The 23,430-nt window shown below is 41.4% G+C and carries 24 protein-coding genes; 23 read left to right on the forward strand and 1 reads right to left on the reverse strand.

Annotated elements, in window-relative coordinates:
• The first annotated feature begins 283 nt into the window (after positions 1–283).
• From LJE72_RS24260 to LJE72_RS24355, 20 genes are all read left to right on the forward strand, one after another.
• On the forward strand, positions 284–1,021 hold the full coding sequence (locus LJE72_RS24260; protein WP_229250582.1) for an SAF domain-containing protein: 738 nt from the start codon (positions 284–286) through the stop codon (positions 1,019–1,021).
• 13 nt (positions 1,022–1,034) lie between these two features.
• Positions 1,035–1,571, forward strand: coding sequence for a TlpA family protein disulfide reductase (locus tag LJE72_RS24265; protein WP_229250583.1), 537 nt, complete (start codon positions 1,035–1,037; stop codon positions 1,569–1,571).
• Positions 1,572–1,708: 137 nt separating this feature from the next.
• Positions 1,709–2,065 (forward strand): hypothetical protein, encoded by a 357-nt coding sequence (locus LJE72_RS24270; protein WP_229250585.1) that lies wholly within the window; start codon positions 1,709–1,711, stop codon positions 2,063–2,065.
• Positions 2,066–2,118: 53 nt separating this feature from the next.
• Positions 2,119–2,352, forward strand: coding sequence for a hypothetical protein (locus LJE72_RS24275; protein ID WP_229250586.1), 234 nt, complete (start codon positions 2,119–2,121; stop codon positions 2,350–2,352).
• A 96-nt stretch (positions 2,353–2,448) separates the two neighbouring features.
• On the forward strand, positions 2,449–2,913 hold the full coding sequence (locus LJE72_RS24280) for a hypothetical protein (RefSeq protein ID WP_229250588.1): 465 nt from the start codon (positions 2,449–2,451) through the stop codon (positions 2,911–2,913).
• Complete coding sequence (locus tag LJE72_RS24285; RefSeq protein WP_229250616.1) at positions 2,913–3,416, forward strand: metal-dependent hydrolase; 504 nt, start codon at positions 2,913–2,915, stop codon at positions 3,414–3,416. The genes LJE72_RS24280 and LJE72_RS24285 overlap by 1 nt, the downstream gene beginning before the upstream one ends.
• Positions 3,417–3,430: 14 nt before the next feature.
• Positions 3,431–3,847 carry a hypothetical protein gene (locus tag LJE72_RS24290; RefSeq protein ID WP_229250590.1) on the forward strand — a complete coding sequence of 139 codons (417 nt, stop codon included), beginning with the start codon at positions 3,431–3,433 and terminating at the stop codon, positions 3,845–3,847.
• A 10-nt stretch (positions 3,848–3,857) separates the two neighbouring features.
• The gene (locus LJE72_RS24295) at positions 3,858–5,663 is read left to right on the forward strand and encodes a hypothetical protein (RefSeq protein ID WP_229250592.1); all 1,806 of its coding nucleotides are present in this window, start codon (positions 3,858–3,860) and stop codon (positions 5,661–5,663) included.
• Positions 5,660–7,438, forward strand: coding sequence for a hypothetical protein (locus LJE72_RS24300; RefSeq protein ID WP_229250594.1), 1,779 nt, complete (start codon positions 5,660–5,662; stop codon positions 7,436–7,438). Before LJE72_RS24295 ends, LJE72_RS24300 begins: the two co-directional genes overlap by 4 nt.
• Positions 7,435–9,393 (forward strand): VirB4 family type IV secretion system protein, encoded by a 1,959-nt coding sequence (locus LJE72_RS24305; RefSeq protein WP_229250596.1) that lies wholly within the window; start codon positions 7,435–7,437, stop codon positions 9,391–9,393. Before LJE72_RS24300 ends, LJE72_RS24305 begins: the two co-directional genes overlap by 4 nt.
• A 46-nt stretch (positions 9,394–9,439) precedes the next feature.
• Positions 9,440–9,916, forward strand: coding sequence for a hypothetical protein (locus LJE72_RS24310; protein WP_229250598.1), 477 nt, complete (start codon positions 9,440–9,442; stop codon positions 9,914–9,916).
• Between the two features lie 88 nt (positions 9,917–10,004).
• Complete coding sequence (locus LJE72_RS24315; RefSeq protein WP_229250599.1) at positions 10,005–10,661, forward strand: EAL domain-containing protein; 657 nt, start codon at positions 10,005–10,007, stop codon at positions 10,659–10,661.
• Positions 10,662–11,203: 542 nt separating this feature from the next.
• A complete protein-coding gene (locus LJE72_RS24320; RefSeq protein ID WP_229250601.1) occupies positions 11,204–11,869 on the forward strand; it encodes a hypothetical protein in 666 nt (221 codons plus the stop codon).
• Positions 11,866–12,618: a hypothetical protein gene (locus LJE72_RS24325; RefSeq protein ID WP_229250602.1), complete on the forward strand. Its 753-nt coding sequence runs from the start codon at positions 11,866–11,868 to the stop codon at positions 12,616–12,618. Before LJE72_RS24320 ends, LJE72_RS24325 begins: the two co-directional genes overlap by 4 nt.
• Before the next feature lie 17 nt (positions 12,619–12,635).
• Positions 12,636–12,908, forward strand: coding sequence for a hypothetical protein (locus LJE72_RS24330; protein ID WP_229250604.1), 273 nt, complete (start codon positions 12,636–12,638; stop codon positions 12,906–12,908).
• Position 12,909: 1 nt separating this feature from the next.
• Positions 12,910–15,327 carry a DNA translocase FtsK gene (locus LJE72_RS24335; protein WP_229250605.1) on the forward strand — a complete coding sequence of 806 codons (2,418 nt, stop codon included), beginning with the start codon at positions 12,910–12,912 and terminating at the stop codon, positions 15,325–15,327.
• 690 nt (positions 15,328–16,017) lie between these two features.
• Positions 16,018–16,302 carry a hypothetical protein gene (locus LJE72_RS24340; protein ID WP_229250607.1) on the forward strand — a complete coding sequence of 95 codons (285 nt, stop codon included), beginning with the start codon at positions 16,018–16,020 and terminating at the stop codon, positions 16,300–16,302.
• A 15-nt stretch (positions 16,303–16,317) separates the two neighbouring features.
• A complete protein-coding gene (locus LJE72_RS24345; protein WP_229250608.1) occupies positions 16,318–17,799 on the forward strand; it encodes an FtsZ/tubulin family protein in 1,482 nt (493 codons plus the stop codon).
• Positions 17,800–17,945: 146 nt separating this feature from the next.
• Positions 17,946–18,182 carry a hypothetical protein gene (locus LJE72_RS24350; protein WP_229250609.1) on the forward strand — a complete coding sequence of 79 codons (237 nt, stop codon included), beginning with the start codon at positions 17,946–17,948 and terminating at the stop codon, positions 18,180–18,182.
• Between the two features lie 245 nt (positions 18,183–18,427).
• On the forward strand, positions 18,428–19,279 hold the full coding sequence (locus LJE72_RS24355) for an ATP-dependent DNA ligase (protein WP_229250610.1): 852 nt from the start codon (positions 18,428–18,430) through the stop codon (positions 19,277–19,279).
• Positions 19,280–19,314: 35 nt separating this feature from the next.
• On the opposite strand, the gene LJE72_RS24360 is transcribed toward LJE72_RS24355, so the two are convergent.
• Positions 19,315–20,568: a DNA polymerase Y family protein gene (locus LJE72_RS24360; protein WP_229250611.1), complete on the reverse strand. Its 1,254-nt coding sequence runs from the start codon at positions 20,566–20,568 to the stop codon at positions 19,315–19,317.
• A gap of 333 nt (positions 20,569–20,901) precedes the next feature.
• On the opposite strand from LJE72_RS24360, the gene LJE72_RS26110 reads away from it, so the two are divergent.
• From LJE72_RS26110 to LJE72_RS24375, 3 genes are read left to right on the forward strand one after another with little or no spacing between them, the layout of a single operon-like run.
• Positions 20,902–21,810: an MvdC/MvdD family ATP grasp protein gene (locus tag LJE72_RS26110; RefSeq protein ID WP_229250612.1), complete on the forward strand. Its 909-nt coding sequence runs from the start codon at positions 20,902–20,904 to the stop codon at positions 21,808–21,810.
• A gap of 2 nt (positions 21,811–21,812) precedes the next feature.
• Positions 21,813–22,871 (forward strand): hypothetical protein, encoded by a 1,059-nt coding sequence (locus LJE72_RS24370; protein WP_229250613.1) that lies wholly within the window; start codon positions 21,813–21,815, stop codon positions 22,869–22,871.
• A 3-nt stretch (positions 22,872–22,874) separates the two neighbouring features.
• Positions 22,875–23,255 (forward strand): hypothetical protein, encoded by a 381-nt coding sequence (locus tag LJE72_RS24375; RefSeq protein WP_229250614.1) that lies wholly within the window; start codon positions 22,875–22,877, stop codon positions 23,253–23,255.
• Positions 23,256–23,430 lie beyond the last annotated feature (175 nt).

Raw genomic sequence — 23,430 nt, forward strand, 5'->3', positions numbered from 1 at the left:
GCTGATCTGCCTTTAGGAATTCGGATGGTTTTTGCGAACATTTATTGACACTATCTCAAGACGAACTGGCAAAAGCTGTGCGTAAAATGGCTAGATGGAGAACAAAACGAGTTAATACAATAACTGAGGGTGACTAAAAGATTTTGTTAGTATTTCTTTTTACGTTTTAGATTTTCATAACTGATCAGTTAACCCCCATTCCAATCTGGGAAAGGGGGTTTTTTGTGGGTATCTCCCTTTTAAAGATTGAAGACCTAATGAATCAAGAGGAGGAGACGAGATTATGAAAAAACTGTCACCCTTAAAGGGAGGGGTCATTTCAATTGCTGGAGCATGCATAGCAACGTACTTCATTTTCAGAACGGCACTTGCTGTGGGCGGTCCAAACGTTGAGATGGTGATGATGGTTAACACGGTTAAACCAGGTCGGCCAATCACTGCCTCAGATATACGGACGGAGACGATGCCCCAGAAATTTGCGATCGATGCCATGACAGACTCAACGGAAACGATTGGAAAAATTGCAGCGACAGAACTTACCCCAGGGCACCCACTGCTTAAGACAGATATTGCGGAAAAACCAATGCGAGATGGCCTGTATGTTGGGGAAATAGGAGTGAGAATCCCGGTAGATTTAATTAGCTCAGGAGGAGCCATGCCCGGAGACTATGTCGACATATTAGTATCCACCAGCAAACAAACGAATGGACAACCCAGCCAATTAAGTACCTTGTTTCGAGGCAAACGGATCGTTGCGGTCTTTAATGCGGGTGGACAAAAAATAGAAAGTATACCCACAGCTAACGCAGCAGGCGGGCTCTCAATGACACCTTCAGCCGTGTACACACCAGCATCGGTGACGATTGCCGCAAATTCAATCCAAGAACGTGATCAGATTATGAGTGCCGGCAAAGTTGCCTTGAGTATATCCCCTTGGGGTAATGAAACTAGTCAAAAACAACCGTACCCTGTTCAGCTACCGCCATCGGAGTTGCCAGAACAATCACTACAAGGAGAATAAAGGAGGGTCTACCATGAAAAAACCAGGACATGTTGGATTAGTTCTATTTATCATTGCCCTATTATTAACAGGATGTGGACGTAGTTTAGCAAGCAAATCCTTAGAAATACCGCCAAAGCAGGACTATAGTCTTATTCCGGTATACACATTAGATGGACGCAGCGTATATCTTAATGCTGGTGTTACACCTTTGGAATTTTTCTCGGTGAACTGTTCCCACTGCCAAAAAGATCTTCCGGAGATACAAGAAATCGTGACTGATCTAAAAGCCCAAAAGCCAATCATCTATGTCGCTACCTTCTTTGCAACATCGGACGTGCAAGAGGCCATTAAGGAGACAAAAGAGTTTATTTCCGCGTACAAAATTGCAGGTACTGTTGTTATACAAGCAGGACATCCTCAGGCGTATGTTAAGTCAGTACCTTCTTTGGTTACTCTTGATAAAGATACAGCAACACCCAATATAACGGAAGGTATGCCAACGAAGGAGCGGCTAATGGCCGTTTTATCAAAGGATAACGCCACCATAACCACCATGGAAAGTGATTAGAAATGAAAGATAACGAAAGGGGCGCTGTCCCCATAAACCTATTAACGTTTGGTTTGTTAATTTTTCTACTCGCTCTGACATTGGCTACTATTTCTATCAAGATTCTGTCCACACAACGATCGGGTGTTCAAGCTCATATGGAATCTTTGCTTAAGGATTCCATTACAGCAGCGATAAATTTCCCCTTACCTCAGGCTATAGACATGGAGCAGGATGCGCTTCAGGCGAAAGTCATTCAGTTATATACTGAAAAACTCCAAATTGCCACCGGAAGTGTGGTTGTGAACAAATTTATGCTTTTTACCGACGATGACGCTGGCGATCAGGCACCCGATGGTATCAAAGGAGTAATTCCGGGGCGTAGCGTGTATGTGGATTTGCGTGTGACTTGGACAACCCCATCAGTAATGGGGGCTCAGTACACTGGGATTTACCCCGTTCGTTCATTAGTTGCTTTACCGACATTTTTTGCACCTGGACAGACCTGGAATTAAAAAAAGTATACTATCCGGATTTAATGGTGTGAGGACAAAAAAGAGCTTGAGAGGTGATTATCTTGTGTGATTGTGGCATCGATTGGGTCAGAAGTCGTGAGGTATACAATTACTGTTATGAGCACGGCATTGATACGGGCCGACTAATACCGACAGTATCAAAGCTTAGCGGCAACATTCTTCTTGGCGAGAAGATTATTGGCAGGGATTGTAATGGCGAAATAGTTATCTACAAGGAAGATTTATCGGAAGCCATATTACTAACAATTGATCCGCTGAGCCGATAAGGGTAGATGAATATATCTAAATATCTAAGTTAATTAGTTCTGGCAATTGCAATTCGTTTGCATGACATAAAAGAATGGGCGAAAGAAGGGGCATCTTTGATAAACTTTTGGGAAGTAAAGTGCCGACGCGGTGCTTGGCGAGGGAAAGTATATATTTTAGCCTCGACAGAATGGGAGGCTGGCAAACAAACGGAAACAGCCCTGGAGCAACTGGATCTTATAGCAGAAGTTGTAGGAGTAAAGAATTTTTCATGTGTGAGCTACAAGGATATCCAGGATACATCAACTGTTGCAGAGAACCAATGTGTTCTGTGCAATCAACTTGTCGACGGACCGATTTCGCGAAGGACAGTGCTGAGCCCAAAAACTGACATACCACTCTTGGGTACTGTCCGTATTCTCGGAGAAATTTGTACTCGGACCTGTATAGGGTGCGGCAAACTCGAAGAATGGCAGACAAACTTTGGGTATATCCCTGAAATATGGTTTAGTGAAAAGGCACGAATTATCCCTTTTGTAGGAAAGTTTCTTAGAAGCAGTAAGGAGGTAACTGCAACGTGATGGGACCGACTCATGCCGCTGCTGGAATGCTCGCTGCTGAAATTGTCTTAGGCGCATCCCACGCACCACCAATCTATTGGCCCATCGGAATCGCTTTGGGGGCTGTGGCAGGCATTATACCGGATATTGACCATCCCAGTTCGTTTTTGAACCAACGGCTTCCGTTAGGAAGTACAGCAGGAATGGCGCTTAATCATCGGCATTTTACTCATTCAATCGTTGCCACCATACTGTTTAGCCTCTATCTGCGTTGGCTTTGGCCTATGGTGCCGGAGGTCTTGATCAATGCGGCGGTCGCAGGATATTTCAGTCATGTTCTTATCGACCCACTTAATCCTGAAGGTGATCAACTACTCTGGCCATTGCCTTGGATGTTCAGTTTTTCGCGAATTTTGCCATACCCTTTAACTTTTTCAACTGAAGACCGAATGGAGATCGTTATCTTCAGAAATGCGCTCTGGTTAATGGTCATTTTAACCGTAGTGCGTCCAACCTTAATTTGAAGGAGGAATACTTGTTGTTAAAACTTAAAAAGATTCAACGTAACTTAGCGTGGGGTTTATCGGCCTTGTCCATGACCCTGATCAATGCAACTTGTGTTTTTGCTGCAGATGAAACCCCGGGTGGGGCGCTTCCTTCTGAGAATCCCTTTAGGGTCAACTGGGGAGCTGTTATTAAGGGTGATCTGGTCACAGGTATTTTACCGTTGTTAAATTACGGATTGGGTTTATATGGTCTCTATCTATTTTTTCAAGGTATTCGTCATCTTTTAGAAAAGTCCAAGCAGCTTATGAAAGGAGAAGTTGGCTACAAAGCATTTATTCCTGTAGTGGGGGGGTTTGTTATTGTACTTCTAGTCCTTTCAGGTGCTTGGTATGATCTGCTTCGAGCGATCCTTGTCCCTATTAACGATTCGTTTTCCAGTCAAAAGTAGGAGGTTCTCTATGAAACGAGTTGGTATCCTTCTAATTGTGCTTATAATTTTTCTGAATAGTTTCGGTGGCCTGGTATGGGCCACTGAGCTATCGGATAACGTGACGCCGACACCCCCTCCTACAACGGCTGCGACAACAACAGGCGGTGACGAAGATACCGGTATCTTGGATACAATTTTGACGGGTGTCAAGGAGGTCAAGACCTCCGTGATGTCAGTCGTTGATTTCTTTCAGAACTTTGATCCGGGAGATCTCATCAACAACTGGATTAAAGAGAGCTTAAGTGATTTCATAAGTCCTACACTCGCTTGGTCAGAGCAGAATACGGCCCAATATCCCTATATCACTAGTGCAGACCCGCAGTTTGTCTGGTGGCAGATACTCGTCGTTTTGTCCCTGTCCCTGATGCTTTATGCGATGATGCGCATGGCAGGGCAGATCATGAAGGGCCAGCGAACGCCTGGAGACATTATCGTATTGTTTGGCTTGATGACTTGGCTTTTTAGCACAATTTGGGCAACAAACTTGATGGTCTATGCCCGCAATCACATCACGTATGCCTTACTCCACTGGATGGTCCAGGAGAATTGGTTAGCCCCTGATGCGCTCCACTCAACGGCTCAGTTTATAGTTCCAGATCTAGCCAAAGCGATCATGGCGAACCAGGACGCGGTATCTGCCATTATTGCCGTTATTATTGGTGGATTAATCATGCTTGCTTTAGAACTGGTACAAATGTTGGTCTATGCGGTTTGGATGCTCTTGGTCGTCTGTTCTCCAATTTTTGTTGCCATGACAGCTTTAGGTTCGAACTTTACACCCTTTATGAGTTATATCAACGGCTTAGTTCGTACGCTCATCGTTACCATTGCGATGACTCTTAGTTGGGGTATACAGGGATATGTTTATGCAAGCCAATCCGATACCATCTTACAAATTATTTGCCAAGCTGTTGTTGTCATGATCACGATCGTTGTCTTATGGATGTTCTGGGGTAAGTTTATTTTGACAGAGATCCTTGGCATGCTTTCGCAGCCGATACAAACTGTTAAAGGTAATGTAACGTCGAATGTTGGGTCGTCCCTTCAAATGGGCGGGAAAGCTGCAAGTATTCTAGGAGCAATGACAGGGAATTCCCGCCTTGCTGCCATGGGGTATAAGGCGAAAACGGCGGGGGATGTCCTCTCTGACGATGGGGAAGAGATTAAAGTCCAAGCCAGCCGAACTCTACGACATAATGATATGTTTTCAAGAATGACCGAGAAAACTTTTGGTCGAGAACAATCAGCATCAAATGATAGGCCTGTGTCCAGTTCTGGCGTCAAAGGCTTCAAGACGACCTTCAAAGGGGCTTTTACTAAGCCACCGTCCATGCCTAATGATTCTTCAGAGTATACGATGGACGCTCACTTAGATAAGGTTGAACGCCGAATGATCTCAGAAGAAGCCCACGGCTATTTTAACCAAGTTGCTACACCGGGTGGGGGAACATTCTTTAAATATAACGGACCCATGGCGGATGAACTCAAGGAGCAGCTTGAAGAAAAGGGGATTGCTGTTCATACGCTTGACAACCAGCTGGCCGTAGATATTGTGAACGAGAAGATTGCCAAATATTTGGTGACTCAGAACTTACCTCAACGAAGACCTTACTGGGAAAATGAAAAGGAATTCGTAACCGTAGATGCTTATGGAATAACGCACCAGCATACTCGTCGGCCCGAAAACGGCCTCAATATGGGACGATGGAAACCGAAGAAGGATCAAAAGGACAGACCGACTGAAGAAGCGAAGAAGGAGGACAATAGGTCATGATCTTTCCGGATGATATGCGCTTAGACATTAAGACCTTTTGGGGAATTCCCCTCGGCAAACTGTTAAAGGTCCTTGTTCCCTTGGGACTGGCCCTTGCTTGTTACATTCTCTGGTTCCCCTTTCCCGACATTCCTTGGCGAATAGGGCTATCCGTCGTTATCTTTGTGGCAGTTTCAGGGAGTATAGCGCTTAACATCCCTCGATTTTTCGGGATCTATAAACGTTATCGGCAGCGTCCAAAGCTCATTCAGAGTCAACCAGATGAAAATGCGGGTAACGAACTAACATGCCTCCAAGACCTTATTCGGGTCGACAGGCTCAATGATTGTATGGATAAAGTATTGATTGAGTGGGATAACGGATGGATCTCCTTGCTATGCCAAGTGAGTTCTGATCCCATCGATTATGAATCCTCCGCGACGATTGCACTTATACAAAAGGGACTTAAAGATGCCCTCGCCGTGGCTTCAGCTAATAGCCTACGCCTAAATTGGATAGAGGATGCCGATCGAGAATATGATGAAGACGTTTGGGCTGACCGACGAGAGCAGGCTCTGAGAAATGTCTTGCCGGGAGGGAGAGAGCTGACTCAAAACCGCATGGACGAGTACGAAGCTCTGGCTAAGCACGCAGCGATAACGAGCCGGTTACTGCTGCGCATCGATGCCAGTATCACTCACCTTATGCGTGAAGAGAATGGAGCCACCGACTTTGAACGTAAAGAACAGGCGTTGACCACTTTTTCTCACACAGCTGGAACGTTTATCAACAATATGAGCAGTGCCAAACTCCATCTTACTCCGATGGGAGAAGAAGATTTGGCTTGGATCATTCAGCAAGAAGTCGCTCCCTGGACGAGGGGGAAGAAAGTAAACTCACAAATTCTTGCTGAGGAACTGTTTGACGCCGACGAAAAAAACAGCGATGATAAGGAACCTCCAACGTTCGAAGAGGATCTCTTGATCGATCATCTGAAAATGACCTCCGATAAGCAGATAAACGACTACGATGATCTTTGTGTGATTCAAGATCTTAATAAAGATCAATCTCTTGAACAGAGAACGCCTCTTACCTTGACTAGTCATTCTCCAAGTGTTCCGTTTACCTTACAAACAAAGAACCCCTTTGTAAAGAAAACGGTGAATCCCTTTGCGAAAAAAACAAGTGGAGACTGCCTAAGTCCGGACAAAGCACAACAGAAGGTTCTCCCATTTATAAAACCCATTAAACTACCCAAAAATGTCGTGGTTGTTTTTAGTACTAAGCGCTATGTCGGCGTAACCACAGTTTCTGTTAACCTTACACCACCACAAGGGCTACTCATTAATCTTGGACGAGGGGAGCAGCCGATGAAATGGCCGGAGCATTTCATGACATTATCGGTTTCAGGAGAACGACGGGTGACGGAGATAGTGTCCATGGCCGAAAGGTTCGATCGGGTGACCGTCGATCTTGGCCTATACACCGAAGACTGTTTGGATGTCATCAAAGCTGCACAGAACGTAGTTTATGTTACAGATAATCAACAAAATACTTTAGGGGTATCACTGCAACAGACAGAAAATCTTCCTAGGGACAAGATGATGCTGGCGATTAACAAGGCGATCCCATCAGGTTTGTCGCCAGGGCTGCTTAGTGCTCAACTTGGGATGTTGATCGGGATCATGATTCCCTTTGATAGCTATTACAGCGATGGCTTTGGCCTATCGCTTCCCAGCAAACCATGGGAACTCTTTCGTCAACTCATTATAGAACGCGAGGTGTCGGTCTTATGAGTTGGGATATTGTGACGATCGTTAAAAGCCTTACTAAGTGGATTCCAAACCCTCTAAATCTTTTAACAAAAAGTTGGGATGTTACAGGGATCGTTCATAAGCTACCCTTACCCAAAGAAGTCAAAGAACACCTATTTCGCTTAATACCTCTGCCGGTTAATCCCTATGTAACGGTAAAAAATGCGTTAGAAGCCCAAATGTTGCGGGATGCAGCGAGAGTCGCAAAACAATTAGATGAAACTTCATCCACTATGCATCTAAAACTGGGTACGGAAGAAGGAGTCGTGTTTACCTCTACCTTGCTGATTAAGCGCTATCCGAAAAACGTTTGTTTTGGCCACTTCAGAAAGCTGGCCTCAATACCGCCCGTACGTTGCAAAGTGGAGATTCATCCCATTGTTAAGAGTATGGTCAGTAAGGCGAATGAACATAAGCTAAATCGCTTGAATCATGATATTCAAGACTCGGTGCGGAATCGTCAAATCCCTGATTCAGAGATTGTTAAAGCCCATGAATCTCTTTCCAAGATGTTGAATGAGGTTGAGTATACGGATAATCTGCCCTTTGAAATCTGGATGTTTATCACGACTTGGGGAAGCTCGATACAGGCGTTAAAAAGCAATGTAAGGGACATAAAGAACCTTTTAGCCGAGGATAAGGCCAAAGTGAACAACCTTTACTTTGAGCAGGTCGAAGGCTTTCAGGCGGGGCTCTCGCTTGGACTTACTCCGGAAGTGCTGTACAAAGATTATCCTGGGAGATATGTCACCAGCGACCCTTTATCGTATCTCAATCTTTATGTCAATGGCACGATAACTGATGGAAAAGGTATTTACTTCGGCAATAGTACTCGAAATCTAAGCTCCATTTTATTGGACCTTTTGAATGGGCAAGGTGGTAAAAACATCTCGCTTTTAGGCACGACCGGCAGCGGTAAATCAGCTGCCCTAAAATGCCTAGGACAGAGTTTTTTAGAACACGGATTGCGTGTCATCTACTTTGACATGAACGGAGAGTATTATGCCTGGTGTAAAAGGATCGGCGGTGCATATCTCGATCAGCGGTCGGAGATTGGAACCTATATCGAACCCATGATGATTTATCCCCAGGTATCCGAGCTTGATGGAAATCCTGTCGATGCAATGATTGCTAGAGTGACCCGGACGATCGCCATTCTTGCCGATACGAATCAGGAGTATCATTTAGTTCCCTGCGATCAAGCGATTGCTAAGGTACTGGAGACCAACGGTATTGACCGAGAAAAACCTGATACATGGTATGTGAAATCGCTTAAGATTACGGATTGGTATCAGGCACTCTGTGCTATACACACTCCGGAAGCCCAGGATTTACGAACTCGTATCCACCGATATTTTGAAGGCTCCCAGCGTCACCTGTTTGGAAAAAGTGAACCTCTTAATTTGGACTCTCAAATGATTGTGATCCGATTGTCCAACCCGGAAGAAGAGGGGGAAGATCCAAGGGCCAGTTTGGTCAAGATGACCTTGGCACTGGATACGGTTTGGGCGAGTGTCAAACGAGATAAGCTCAAAGGAGATCGTTTCACAGTTCTTTTTCTTGATGAATTACAGCGTTCTATTCGTAATGCCGAAGTGGTTAAATTCCTAAATACTGTGGCGACCTCAATCCGTCATCAGAATGGGCTTGTTGTAACTGGGACAAACCGAGCATCCGTGTATCTCGGTGATCAGGCGCCGGCACAATCGATCTGGAGTAACAGTTATATCAAAATGATTTTTTGGATTGAGGACACTGAACTAGCCCTGCTTAAAGAAAGTAAGGCCGTTCCGGAGCCGGTGATTAATGCCATCCAAGATAGCTTTGGGCACTATACGTTTATGCTTAAGGTTGCCGATCGCCCTTGGGAACAAGCAACGTTTCACTTGTCTCAGATGGAATTAGAACTCTATAGGACGAAAGGTTTATCAGATTGAGATATTGATGGTTTGGCTCAAGAAATAAAAAGGAGTGATTTCCTTCATGAAATTAACTCAATCTACTCTAAACGGTAAAATAGTCAAAACTATTTATGCTACTTTATTAGCTCTTCGTAGTTCTCTAAAAACAAACTCTTTTAGAATTATCTATGGGTTATATGACCTGGCTTTCTTGGTAATAGCTTTACGACTAGCTATACCAGGCCTGCAAAGTCTAATTCAGCTATTACAGGAAGCCGATTATCAAGCAGTTTCTTCAGTTTTTCTTTTTAATTGGATTCTTCTTGGAAACCTGTTGGCTATTCCGTTTTATGTCTCTAAACGTTACAACAACCGACGACGTTCATATGTCGAAATTCTCTCGTTGATATTATTTTTATTCCTGATCATGGGGCTAGGCTCTTTGGCCTTTGATTGGGGATATGTGTACTTCATTTGCAGCTATTTGGCTTTAACTATCTTAACAAGGATTATACAGATGTTGATGAGCAACCGTGTTCGCCGTTTGCACGTTTCCTAGGGATTTTTGGGAAAAAATAAATCAATTAAAATGTTTTAGCCTAAAATTTAATTTAGAGGAGGAGGTCAATATTTCAAGACCCATGCTGTTGAATGAGCCATATCACCAGATTTTAGAGGGTATTATCCCAACGGCGATAGCGCTACAACCCATCGTTAATCTACAGAACTCCAGTATCATCGGGTATGAGGCCTTGGCGCGTTGGCATAATTTCTCCCCGGAGTTCATCTTTGCTCTGGCCGAAAAACACCATGATGTGGATTCCCTAGAATCGTTAGTTGTCAAAGAAATTCAACGCATCCGGGACTTGGTTCCCGGACTCTTATTTATAAATGTTCATCCGGCTGTCACAAATCCCAAGCTGTGGAGTATTTTTGGTCAACGGAAGGTGGTGCTTGAAATTACCGAGGCTCAAAGCATCAATTTTCGGGGTGCTTACCGACTGCGGGAAATGGGTTTTCCTTTGGCCTTAGATGATCTTGGGACAGGCCACTCCACATTCGAGGCGCTTCTACAGTTGCAGCCGGAGTTTCTTAAGCTGGATAAAGTGCTTACTCAAGCAACTAATTTTAAAGACCGTAATAATCTGTTTGCGGCAATGGTAGATTATGCCTGGCGATCCGGTTCACAGGTGATTGCAGAGGGTATCGAAACAAAAGAGCAACTGCAAGCTGCTAAGAAGACAGGCTGTCACTTTGGACAAGGGTATCTCTTGGGAAAGCCCAGGTTATACCCATTACGGTGAAGTAAAGCGAAGTGACACAAAGGTAAAAATTTAAGACACATTAATCAGGATTGATTATAAAAATGATAACGTAAATGACGTTTTACAGTGCTAGCCGAGACTTTTGTAAAAACTCAGTAATTTAGAAAGGACGATTAAATAATGATTAAGGAGTCTATCGGTGAAAAAGCTGGGTTGATTGCGGTTGTTGGGGTTTTAATAAGTATTTATGCAGTGTTCAAGTATTTTTACTAAACGCCATTTCCTACTAAATGAGTCATTAGGTGATTTCAAGGGAGAGTTCTTTATATGCAACGATTTTCTGGCATTGCCATTGATTCTATTTTTGGGTTGGGTTATATTCATCCTTTTAAACCAAGCATGCTTGTTCATTCATAAGCAAAGTATAAATTCCAATCTTTAGGCCAACAGTAATTATTCTCGAGGTTTAGATAGAAAAATATAGCGACTCAGAGAATCTATTTATATTAAAACCGACTAGGTTTGTCCAGTCGGTTTTTTTGTGGGTAATTTTCTTCTATATAAATAGGAGGAGAAAACGGATGCTTAAAAAACTAAAGTGGCTTATAGTGATCGGCTTACTCTTTACTAGCCTGCTTTTTATGACGTTCCTCCCTATTTTTGCTCTCGCGGGCAGTGGACCAGAGCGATTTTACCAAGATCAAGGTGGGGTTGACACCGGCGGTGGAGGTGAGGGAGGATTTACGGGTGGAGGGGCTATACCTCCTATTGATTTGCAGTATCACGAGGTCAATCCGGACGAGCTTCGAGCTTTCCTCAAAAGCAGAGGAAGTTATCTTGTGCGTAATGTAGACTCCTTTATCGCTAACGCCAGAAGGTTTGGAATAAACCCCTTGCTTCTAGTGGCTATCACGGGACAAGAACAATCGTTCAATCCAGAGAAAAATTCAGATGCAGCGCAGGTTGGTCGAAATCCATTTAATGTCTTTGGGAGTTGGATGGCGTATTCTCCGGGTTTTGATAAATCCTGCGAAGTTGCAGCTAGAACAGTCGCTACAAAGTTAAGCCACACAATGCCCGCAGGTGAAGATCCGATCCATTGGTTAAATAATTCTCGTAACCCCGCAGGCTCTTATGCTGAAGATCCAAACTGGTGGAAAGGTGTGAAATTTTGGTTTCAAACGATTTCTTCAAGACCCAACATTTATCTCGTCCCTTTAAACGGAAACGGAGGTGATGCCGAATGAGGAAAAAATGGATACCCCTTATTCTTATGGTTATAATTGCTGGAGCCGCTATTAGCGGGTACTTTAACAGCCCTAAAAGAGGCGGCGCGTCAGTGGTTCCTGCAGACGTTGCGGGACAAGCACCTCAGCAAAGTTATCCCCCTACAGAGCAACAGTCGTCAGCTTTTAGTCCAGATACCTTCGAACATCTTCAAGCAATTGATCAAGAAACAATACGGGATCTTGTCCAAAAGGTACGGCGTCTGGGAAATCCTTACGTAACGCCGGCAGATTGTAGCTTGTTAACCATGGAGGATGCACACTTTGCTGTCACATCGTTTTGGGATCCTGACTATATTCGTAAATCGGATGCTTGGAAGACCTCTGTATCAGATAATCTTTGGGATCCTTCTTTAAAAGGAGATATTACAAAGCCTGGTGCTTGGATGGTCGCTATGCTGACGAAAAGTGACGAAAGCGACTGGCAAGACGTTGTATTAAGGTGGGATGCTCCACCTTCAAGATTAATCCCTCCCCCAGTTTCTCTGCCAGAACCAATTGCTCAGGCCTGTAATAGTGGTTGGAACGAACTCCTTAAACAAAACTATTTGTTTTTTTCGTTCGTGAAAGCAACGGCTTCACAAAATACTCTGCAGCTACATTTCACGGTCGTTAAGACGGATAAACCGCAAAAGGTGGTTGTTAGCGTTCCAATCAATGGAACCTATAAGTCCTGGTCCTTTGGTAACATAAGCATTCAAGACGAATAGAGAGGAGGTCTGTGAGTATGCCTATCATTTATGCGCTAGGAATCGGGATGCTTCTGTTATCGATGAAACATAAAATCCGAGACATCTGGAATGTACTTGTGATCGTTTTAATCTGGCTTAATATCGGTGCTTTGTTATTTAGGTTGTTTCCTCCGTTACAGCCCTTTCTCCTTCGCTATTGGGATAAACTTTTTGCTCCAGTAGCACCTATCGTTCAACCTATCCTTCTATTTCTACAGACCTTGATCATAAATATCTATAAAATTTTAGTGGGTCTGGGAGGGAATTAGTTTGACAACATTTACGATTGAACAAATGATTAAGATAGCTATTTTGACCTTTATCCTGCTAGATTTTATTAAAGAGTCATCCAAACAGGGGCGAATTAATATTACTGAGTTTCCGGTCTATTTGTTTTTACTCTTTGGCCGTATTTTAGACACTCTCACGGCAGCTTTTGTCGGATTGTTTACTCTTAATGGTACTCCCTTCATAGTAATTAAGGGCTCATTAGGCCGATTCATAGAAAATCTGAATAGAACCACTGATTCAACGCATAACCGAGAGCTTGAAAGTTACTGGTTTAAATGGGGCAAGCAACGAAAGGCTATACTCAGCCAAACCCTAGAACGATCAGGAGCGCATATTATGGTCGAGAAAAATAAGTTGCCTGGGTATCGTGCTCTTAAACTAAACCCTTCACAACCCGTTCCCTTGGTTCAAACGATCGATTTTAACGTTCGATACTCAGCCACTGATAATGAAGTCCATTTCGTTCCCGTCTACTATTTCGGCGTCGATCCTTCGCTGCGTTCTGCCATTCGTCAACGGGTCGAAGATGGTACACTTTCTGTGGCTTTCGGGGTCCCAGCCAACCATGTATTTTTCTGTGAACGAAATGGTCAAGAAGTGATTACAGTGAAGGTTGGATCGAATGAACGAACGTTACCGCCCCAAGCTCAAACCGGAAAAAAACTAGTGGCAGTTCAATCATTAAAACCTGTTGAACCTTTAGATTTAAATCCCCTGGGTGAAGGTCTTCCGTTCCTTTCGATCTTTCAAAATCCAAAACCTAAAAAAGCTCAAAAAGATGATATGGCCAAGTTAATTATTGACGCTTTTAATCGTCTAAACTTAGGTGTCGATTCAAGTGGACAATCTAAATTTAGGTATCAAGAGAGTATTTTTGGACCGACTATCACTCAAGTTATCTTTAAAACACCATCCGGTGTGAAAATTACATCATTGGCACGAGAAGGTGAAAATGTGGCGGCAGAGCTGGGGATCGCCGGCAGTATTCGGATCACTGCCGTTTCGGGGATGCCAGGTTGTGTAGGGGTTGAGGTACCTAATCGCCAGCGAGGACTCGTTACCATTCAGGAGATGGTCGCTAGTCCGGAGTTTAGAGAAAGTAAAGCAGCTATCCCTATTTGTATTGGTATGACACTGCATGGAAAGCCACTAATTGCTGATTTGACTAAATTGCCTCATTTGTTGATAGCTGGTGCTACTAATCAAGGTAAAAGCGTGGGGCTTAATGCTATGATAGTTTCCTTACTTGTGGTGTCTAAGCCAGATCGATTAAAACTCATCATGGTAGATCCAAAAGCCGTGGAGTTAACAGTCTACGAAGACCTTCCTCATTTGATGGCCCCCATTGCCACAGAGGCAAAAGACGCAAGGCCCTTATTGGATTTGATGGTTAACGAGATGGAGAATAGATATAGCTTATTCAGATCAAAAAAGGCTCGTAATATTGTAGAATACAACAGTAAAGTTAAAGCTGAAGAAAGATTCCCTTATATTGTGGGAATTATTGATGAGTATGCGGACCTGATGATGGGTGCAAAATCTGAAGGAAAGGATTTAGAAATAGCGGTCGTTCGGTTGGGACAGAAGGCCCGAGCTGCTGGCATACACCTCATATTAGCAACTCAACGTCCGACGGCGAACGTTGTTACAGGATTAATTAAGGCCAATATGCCGGGCCGTTTAGCCTACAAGGTCTCGTCGTTAATTGACTCACAGGTTATTTTAGACCGTCCGGGGGCGGAATCCTTAACAGGTATGGGGGACCTATTGTTACTCGGCCCCACGGATCCTGAACCCATCCGCGCACAAGGTCCCTTGGTAACCGACGAAGAGATTGAACGAGTCGTTGCTTTCTGGAGTAAAAACAGAGTCAAAGCTAAAACGATAGAAAATCCAGGAGAAAGTCTCAAAGATAGACAGTTGTTTACGCAACAGTCTAGCAAAAACAATCAGGAACCCTCTAAGAGGGTAATAAATTTTCCGGAAAAACTAGATTCAGACAAAGAGACTATGGTTGGGATACCTGACGTTACAATTATCCCTGAGATCTATATTGTGGAGGGCAAACGAGGAAATATGGTAAACTTAGGCATTCCCTCTAAACCAAAAACGCTTAATATGAGTAACGATGCATGGGCAATACTCTACGGATATTCAGTGAGAATCGTGGTTAGAGATCAGGCACCGCGACGTGACTATCTAAAGACTCTTTTAAATGTTGGGACCGATGTTGCTCAAAGCCTTATGCAGTTCTTCGAGGCCGGGAAAATAATATCGCCATATAAAGGTCCTAAAGCGCCGCGTCAAATCTTTGTTTCAATAGAACAGGTCGAAAGGATTTTTCCTGAATCACGCTTTTCTATGCATAATTATACGGATTCGATCAACGATAAATAGCCTGGAACTCAACCTAGAACAGTTAAGATATGAGAGGACAATTAGACTGCTAATTGTCCTGGCTATGTTTAGCCTGTAACAACGGTTTGAGGACATTTTTTTAATTGTCCTCAAAAGTATAAATCCCTAGAGAATTATTATTTTGTGGCTAAAGTTGTTTTTTGAGGACAATTAAAAAACTACGTAGTTTAGCTTGTTATAAAGATGCATAAATATCCTTTTTGTAAGTATAAATATGCATTGCTGGCATTGTATTATTCCTTTGCTGGAGGATTACCATGAAATAAAAAGCGCTTAGACGATTAACTGGGAGTAATGACAAGCTTAAACGCATATTTACGAAAGGGATAGTTGGAATTTATATGATTTTTAATGGGTTGGAAGTATATTTAAACGATTCCAGTTTCTTAGTTTTTTGAAGAGACATCTAGTCATTGTCTGCGCACTCAGTATAGATGTGAGTTGGGAGTTGCTCTGCTTATTAGTGTACCTGCTAGTGAACTTACTAGTGTACTCATCAGTATACTAGTAAGTTCACTTCATCTTATAGTGACTTGCTCATTTGTGAGTGGACTTATTAGTTTGTTAGTGCTTAAACAAGAGAGCGTACCCGTGTATACACTTACGGGTACGCTCTCTTGTAGGAAAAAGCCTTATAAGAGATGAAGGGGAAAAGCAGGAGGTGAGAAAATGGAGGCTTTTAGCAAAGAAGTGTTAGCGGAGCTGAAGAATAGAGTCAGTGAAACTTCGGGGGAAATTCTTATGGTTCTTAAACATTATTATCCGACTCCCTTCCTTAAATCAACGTTGATAACAAAAGCTGGTCTTAAACCATATGTAGGTAATATTGCGATTGAACGATTGGAGGCTGTAGGTCTTATTGATTGTGATAATGCAACTAACGGATTTAATATGTACCATTTAGCTTCTAATGGAATTAAAATGCTTGAACTTATTGAGGGCAATCAAATATAAGGGAGGAAAAGGTTTATGAGCATTTTTAGAACTAGGCCGCCATTTTTACAGTCTTCATACAGTAAAGATCAGGTTTCAACTGATATTGATTTATTGGAGTGTACAGAAGAAACGGAGGATGATTTTATGGAACATAATGAAGATATTTTAAGAACTAAACATGAGGAGATTGAAATGACGGTTAAATCGGATTCCAAATTAGAAGCCACAACGGTTCCATTAACTGAGGAGTCATTAAGGGTTAGTTTCCAAGCTCAAGAATCCTTTGTCCTTAATTCAACAGTCAGTATCAAATTAGGTATTATCGGACTTGGTCAAGCTGGAGGGAAAATTGCTGATGAGTTTGCTGTATGCCGCCTTCCGGGAAAAGAGGCAGCAACTTATCCAGTACTAGCCATTAATACTTGTGTGGCGGATCTCCAAGCCTTAAAACATATTCCCGAAAGTCAGCAAATTGAACTGCCTAATTATAGACTGGGAGCTATGCGTCAACCTGAGTTAGGATACGGAGCAATAACTCAAGCAGGGGTGTTGGAGGATATTTTAGCTCGCGTTAAACGAGTTTTTGAAGGCGTTGATCATATTATTGTTGCTGCGGGGATCGGGGGAGGAACAGGGACAGGAACACTTCAAGTAGTATGTGAAGCTTTGGCGGAACGGGGATTCCCGGTATCGACCATGATTACCTTACCTAGGGATTTTGATTCAGTCGAGGAAAAGAAAAATGCTGTGGATTTCTTGGGGACATTCCAAGAGCTTATCTTTAACGGAGCTATTTCATCAGCAATTATTGTAGATAATAACTTACTTTTTGATCGATATATAAAGAGAGCCAATTCATTAGGCGTAGACATGGATTGGAAAGTGGATAGCAACCATGAAATAGTAAGGATCATCAATGAAATGAATGCGACCACCGGCTTGCCATCTCCAACAACGTTTGATGGTGCAGAGCTGACGAAGATTTTGTCTAGCGGGGGTTGTGTTACTTTTGGAAAAGCTGAAATAGGGCTACCGGATTCAGCACTCAATGAAACAATGGCACTAGAAATTGACGACATTTTGCATCACGGATATTTGTCCAATTACAATAATTTATCTGAAGCTCGTTTTGCTGGCATACAGCTACTCATGCCTGAAAATATGGAGTTCGGGGTTACGATGGAAAAAACCGTAAATGATGAGCTAAAACACCAGATGCCATCTTTGATTGGAAACTATATTGGACATGCACAGATAAGGGGGCAAAAAAATTTACTAGTTTATACAATTGTTAGTGGTATGGGACTGCCGGGACGTGCTCAGGAGCTATCAAAGTTATTACAGGATGAAGTGGATCGTATCAATGAAGCAGAAACTAAAAGAACGCAGTTTACATCAACGGAGGTGAGTCTGAAAAATCCGTTCCAAAAAGGAGGCAGAGCAAAAACATCAGCGAATCCGTTTGCAAAGGAGGTAGTGGGTGGTAATAAGGCTAAAAATCCTTTTAGCCAATGATCTAAGAAGCTTATTGTTGCCCCAAAACCACCATGGATAGGAATATCTTATCAGATGATTGATTTCTTGCTCACTCATAGAAAAAAGTGCTTCCTCTCCTTGGAACTTACGTTGGTCATGCACAAGTCGGGCAAAACGAGTTATTAGTGTATACTATTGTTAGTGGAATGGGATTACTAGGACGAGCGCAAGAGCTGTCTCAATTATTGCAGGTAGAGGTAGAAAAAATTAATGCTGCTGATGCTAAAAGAACCCAATTCACGCCAACTGAAGTAACGGTTATGAACCCATTTCATAAAGGAGCAAGACAGCGGACAGCAGGAAATCCGTTTGCAAAGGATGTATTAGGTGGTAGTAAAACCAAAAACCCTTTCAATAAATAATAGAAAATTGAAACAGTTACGGTATCGAATGTAGTAGATATTATGACGATAGTTCCAGAAAGAAGATAGACAAAGGGGGCTATGAATTTACCTTTGTCTATCTCTTTTAGAGATTCTAATTGGCCCCATCAAATTCTAGCACACTTCGAAAACGACAGTACACAGCTCCTAAAGTAAATAAACCCATTAGTTCCCACCTGACTGTAAGCATTTCCCATGTTAGACTTATAGTAGAGGTGGGTTTTATGTTTATCAGTCCAATGCTACTACACAAGGTTGAGGACCCTTTTGATGACGATGAATGGCTGAGTGAATTGAAACTGGATGGGATTCGCTTCCTATATTCATCGATAGATACAACTAAATTTTATACAAGACACGGGAATGAAGTAACGGAACGCTTTCTCGAGCTTGCTACCAATCAGGTACCCAAAGGCACGATTCTCGATGGTGAAATTATTGTATCCGACGAAAATGGTAAGCCTGACTTTGAAACATTGATGAGTCGCTTTCACATTAGAAATTCAAGGAGAATACCCATAATATCTAAAAACAAGCCAGTGACGTTCTGTGCGTTCGATGTGATTTATCATAAAGGAAAGAAAGTAAGCCATCTTCCTCTTGCGGATCGGAAGGAACTGCTTACTGAAATCATACCTGAAGATTTACCAAGGATTGCAAAAACTCTTTCAGTTAAGGGGAATGGTAAGGTCTTATATGATTTAGTTAAGTCGCAAGACCTTGAGGGAATTGTCCTTAAACGGAAAGATTCGAAATACGAAATTGGGAAGCGTTCTCAGAATTGGTTGAAGGTAATCAATTACAAGTACGACACAGTGTCAATTGCTGGCTTTAGAAAATCAGAGTTCGGATGGCTTCTTAGGTTCCCTGATGGCAGATCGGCTGGGGTGATGGAGTTGGGTGTGCCTGCTGAAGCTCGTGGGATCGTTTTTAATTTGGCAAAGATGGTCCCAGTTAAAGAAACAGGCGATTATATTTACTTCCCTGATGATTCCTTGAAATGCAAAGTTAAGTATCGAACTTTAACTAAGGCTGGTCTCTTAAGATTGCCCTCCTTCCTTGAATTTGCAAGTTGATATGCCGGTACCTTTTGAAGGTATCGAATATTTTTTTATAACTGGCTGGACATCATGGGATAGACTTCGTCGTCAATTGTCCCTCCGCTACTGAATCTTACACCACTATTTATAAAAGATGATCTAAATACTGAGCCATTCCCAAATCTTGCACGGATTAAGTCAACAGTCTGATCCACAGCACGTTGCTTAACATAATCCCGTTCAAAAAGGGATAATTGCTGAAAATCATTCTGACATAGCTCTGAAACACGAACCCCAAGATGTCTAATGGGATCACCTTTCCAGAGCTCATCGAACAATTCGCAAGCTATTGTATGGATGGCGTTAGTGCAATCAATTGCCGAGAAGACCTTTCGTTGGTGTGAGGAATAATAAAATTCGTTTGTTTTTATGGAAACAGATACTAACCGAGCACAATAGCCAGCTTGTCGCAATCTTGATGCTACGGTCTCAGTCAATGATAGCAGGACCAAATGTGCGGTCTTCTTATCTTCGGCATCAAAAGCGATTGTCGTGGAATTTCCCATGCCCTTAATGACGAGATGACGATCCATGCGGACCAGCGAAATGTCTCGGCCATTAGCATAATTCCAAACCAGCAGTCCGTGTGATTTTAAAAAGAGCTGCAGCCATGCCGGATCTGCATGAGCTAGATCACCAATGGTCTTAATATTTCGACCGAGAAGTTTTCTCTCGGTAGCTCGCCCGACCATAAACAACTCGCCTACGGGTAATGGCCACATCTTATCTGCTATTTGTTCGGGAAAAAGAGTATGCACCTGGTCGGGCTTTCTAAGCTCAGAGCCCATTTTGGCTAAAAGCTTGTTTGTCGAGATTCCAATATTAACCGTAAAACCAAGTTCATTTTTAATCCGGTCTTTAATAATGTGCGCTGCTTCGACCGGATCTGGATAGAGCCGTTCCATGCTTGTGAAATCCACATAATACTCATCTATGGAGTACTGCTCTACCATTTGTGAGTACTCACGAAGGATATCCCCAAACGCCGCACTACATTGCATGTAAAGCCCATAATTGGGCGGCACTACAATCAGATCTGGACATTTAGAACGAGCCGAATAAAGGGTTTCGCCTGTTTGTATGTTATGTTTCTTCGCTGGAATAGACTTAGTCAGTACAATTCCATGCCGCGTTTGTTCGTTTCCACCAACGACAGATGGTACAGTCCTTAAGTCCAAGGGATCGCCGTGTTGAAGTCTATGTGTGGCTTCCCATGAGAGATAAGCGCTATTGACATCTATATGAAAAATGATTCGCTTGCCCATTCTATTCACCTCTGCTTGCAGAATACCTGTTCCAATAATAACAAAACGTATGTTCCGTGGATAGGTGTAAATATTGGGAAGAATGGGAGACGTCTTTTAGTTATTAAAGACCAAAGTATATGTAAAGGGGAGCTGAATCGAGTCACTCGATAGGACAGTACAGTAACTAAATGACCAGATGTCAGGAATGAAGAATATAATCGACTTTTAATAGTTTTAAAGAGTCAAATTGTTTCGTATATTCTTGTTATTATAAGCAGGAATATTCAAGGAACATGTTGAATTCTGTAGTGGGATACTAATTTCGAAGAAAAGTCAAATAGGAGATTATTTGTGAAACAAATTTTAGTAATAACAAGTTCTTACGATTTAACTGTTGATTATATAATCCATAAATTTAAGAATCTTAATTTTTTTAGACTTAACACAGACCGACTCGATGAATATCAAATTAGTTTTTATAATTCAGAATGGGTTATTAGAGATAATTTCAAATTTATAACAAATAAAGATATTGAATCCATCTATTTCAGAAAACCCGTATTACCCCATCTAGACCAATTCAACCCCAAATACCATAATTACATGCACAAGGAAATCTTGACGTTAATAGAGGGTATTATGGAGCAATTCGAAGGTAATTGTTTGTCTAAGCCTTCAATACTCAAGAGAGCTGACAATAAAATTGTCCAGTTACAGTTGGCCCAAAAAATTGGCTTTCAAATGCCACTATCATTGATTACGAACTCAAATCATTCTGCAGAAATATTTTGTAGTGATAAAAAAACTATTGTTAAACCAATATCAGTAGGTAAATTACAATATGGAGACAAAGTAGGCATAATTCAAACTAACTATGTAGATTCCACTTTTGGATTTGACGGTCTAGAATTGGCTCCATCATATTTTCAGATATATATTAAAAAAGATTATGAATTACGAGTTACAGTAGTTGATGATGAATTCTTTCCAGTGAGGATAGAGACAACAGAAGAAGTGGATTGGAGAAAAGCAAAGAAGGATAATATACATTATTCTAAGGATTCTCTACCTGATAATGTTAAGAGTCTTTGTTTACAAATAATGAGATTATTAAATCTTAAGTATGCCGCATTTGATTTTATAGTTAGCAAAGGTCAATATGTGTTTCTAGAATTAAATGCTAATGGACAGTGGGCTTGGTTAGAACAAGAACTAAACCTGAAGATCTCAGATTCAATTATTAGATACTTAGTGGGGTAAGAATGAATAAAAAATATTTTTGGTTTATTTACTTCCTATCACTATTTCCAATACTTAGTGTTACTGACGACAAAAATTTCGGCGATATTACTAGAGAAACTAAAGTATTTCGAATATCCTTACTAAACTTAAGTTTAGGAGTTCACAGCTTTTATCTATTTACGTTTAAAAAGGATGATGGATTTAAATTTTTTAAATATCTTAATTTAACGCATTTTTCAATAGAAGAATCAGTAATATTAGAGAAGGTCGAAAATTATCGTAAAACAATTGCTGCTAAACAAGATTCAGATATCAATATACATATAACGGATTTACAGTATAAAATAGCAAATCAAGAAGCGATAAAAAACGGCAGCTTTAATAAAATGGTAGCCTATAATGCACTAACACTAATGGCAGTGGGATTTGCCATTCCTTATTTAATTAAAATCTATAAGATCACAGAACATCTGTTTTTTTACTCACTATTTATTCTTATCTTTGTTTATAATTTCGCAAATATTTTTGCTTATATCTTAGAATTTTTGAAAGTTAAAATAATAATAAGATCTACGTTTGGAGATTTAAAACAAAGTCAAAATCCTTTGCATGAATTTGCGGCTTCTTTATATTTAGACTGGTATACCATAAAAGATGAAGCAAGGCTTTTTGTATCTTATGTTAGAAACATTGAAAAATATATTAAGATTGTTATCTTTTATTTTGTGTTATTTATTTGTATTTACAATTTATTGGCTTATAATGCCAACAAAGTATTGCCAGGCATAAACAAAAATGCAAGTACACATCTTATAAATTTCTCCCTAGATAACCAGGATGTTTTTTCTTCTCCGAATCTGAAACAGCTAGATAAAGTAAGAGAAGGGTTAATAACAGATAAAATTTCACAAATTCTCATAATTAAAAGCCCATCATTAAAGGGCAAAGAGTTAGACCTATACCAAAAGGTATTTTCCTTATTTGAAATTTATAACATTTCTCATGCAAAGATTGTAGAAGTAGACCAAACAAATCCGAGGGATAGTAATCAGGTTTCAATAATAATACTAGGGAGGTAAACTGTGAGAGAACCATATTTAGCAAATTATGTTGAAGAACATGAGTATAACCAAAACAATAGCTTATTGTATGATGGTAAAACTCAACTTTCTTTTATTGACCCCGAAAAAAAACTTCGGGCAATTGATAAGTGCTTGGTGGGACCAACATATCTCACAAAAGCTGTTGAGAACTCTGACCCGGATGAATTTCAAGCAATTGGTCCTACTATAGAAACTGCGACAGATGAGTCCTCTGATCCCGATGAATTTTATGCTATTGGTCCGACAAAATTGACTTTTTCAGATGAGAATTCTGATCCCGATGAGTTCTATCTACTTGGTCCTTCAAAAGAGTCTCGTTCTAATGAATGCTCTGATCCAGATGAATTTTATCTTAAATAAGCAAAATAGAATTATGCTCTAAAGTCTTGATCAAATATCTTATGTCTCCTTTAGTTCCATCCTTTTCCGAGCATTTATGGTAGTTGTTTTAGGGGGAGGTATTTTTGGCTACTGATATAATCCCCCTGAGTTAGAATAGTTGTCATGGACCTCCGAGAGAAGTATAGTGAGTTAA

The sequence above is a fragment of the Desulfosporosinus shakirovi genome (assembly GCF_020595055.1).
Classification (GTDB): domain Bacteria; phylum Bacillota; class Desulfitobacteriia; order Desulfitobacteriales; family Desulfitobacteriaceae; genus Desulfosporosinus; species Desulfosporosinus shakirovi.

Coding starts and splice junctions, on each gene's coding strand:
- LJE72_RS24260 (WP_229250582.1), top strand. CDS start 284: ATGAAAAAACTGTCACCCTTAAAGGGAGGGGTCATTTCAATTGCTGGA.
- LJE72_RS24265 (WP_229250583.1), top strand. CDS start 1,035: ATGAAAAAACCAGGACATGTTGGATTAGTTCTATTTATCATTGCCCTA.
- LJE72_RS24270 (WP_229250585.1), top strand. CDS start 1,709: ATGGAATCTTTGCTTAAGGATTCCATTACAGCAGCGATAAATTTCCCC.
- LJE72_RS24285 (WP_229250616.1), top strand. CDS start 2,913: ATGGGACCGACTCATGCCGCTGCTGGAATGCTCGCTGCTGAAATTGTC.
- LJE72_RS24295 (WP_229250592.1), top strand. CDS start 3,858: ATGAAACGAGTTGGTATCCTTCTAATTGTGCTTATAATTTTTCTGAAT.
- LJE72_RS24300 (WP_229250594.1), top strand. CDS start 5,660: ATGATCTTTCCGGATGATATGCGCTTAGACATTAAGACCTTTTGGGGA.
- LJE72_RS24305 (WP_229250596.1), top strand. CDS start 7,435: ATGAGTTGGGATATTGTGACGATCGTTAAAAGCCTTACTAAGTGGATT.
- LJE72_RS24310 (WP_229250598.1), top strand. CDS start 9,440: ATGAAATTAACTCAATCTACTCTAAACGGTAAAATAGTCAAAACTATT.
- LJE72_RS24320 (WP_229250601.1), top strand. CDS start 11,204: ATGCTTAAAAAACTAAAGTGGCTTATAGTGATCGGCTTACTCTTTACT.
- LJE72_RS24325 (WP_229250602.1), top strand. CDS start 11,866: ATGAGGAAAAAATGGATACCCCTTATTCTTATGGTTATAATTGCTGGA.
- LJE72_RS24330 (WP_229250604.1), top strand. CDS start 12,636: ATGCCTATCATTTATGCGCTAGGAATCGGGATGCTTCTGTTATCGATG.
- LJE72_RS24340 (WP_229250607.1), top strand. CDS start 16,018: ATGGAGGCTTTTAGCAAAGAAGTGTTAGCGGAGCTGAAGAATAGAGTC.
- LJE72_RS24345 (WP_229250608.1), top strand. CDS start 16,318: ATGAGCATTTTTAGAACTAGGCCGCCATTTTTACAGTCTTCATACAGT.
- LJE72_RS24355 (WP_229250610.1), top strand. CDS start 18,428: ATGTTTATCAGTCCAATGCTACTACACAAGGTTGAGGACCCTTTTGAT.
- LJE72_RS24360 (WP_229250611.1), bottom strand. CDS start 20,568: ATGGGCAAGCGAATCATTTTTCATATAGATGTCAATAGCGCTTATCTC.
- LJE72_RS24370 (WP_229250613.1), top strand. CDS start 21,813: ATGAATAAAAAATATTTTTGGTTTATTTACTTCCTATCACTATTTCCA.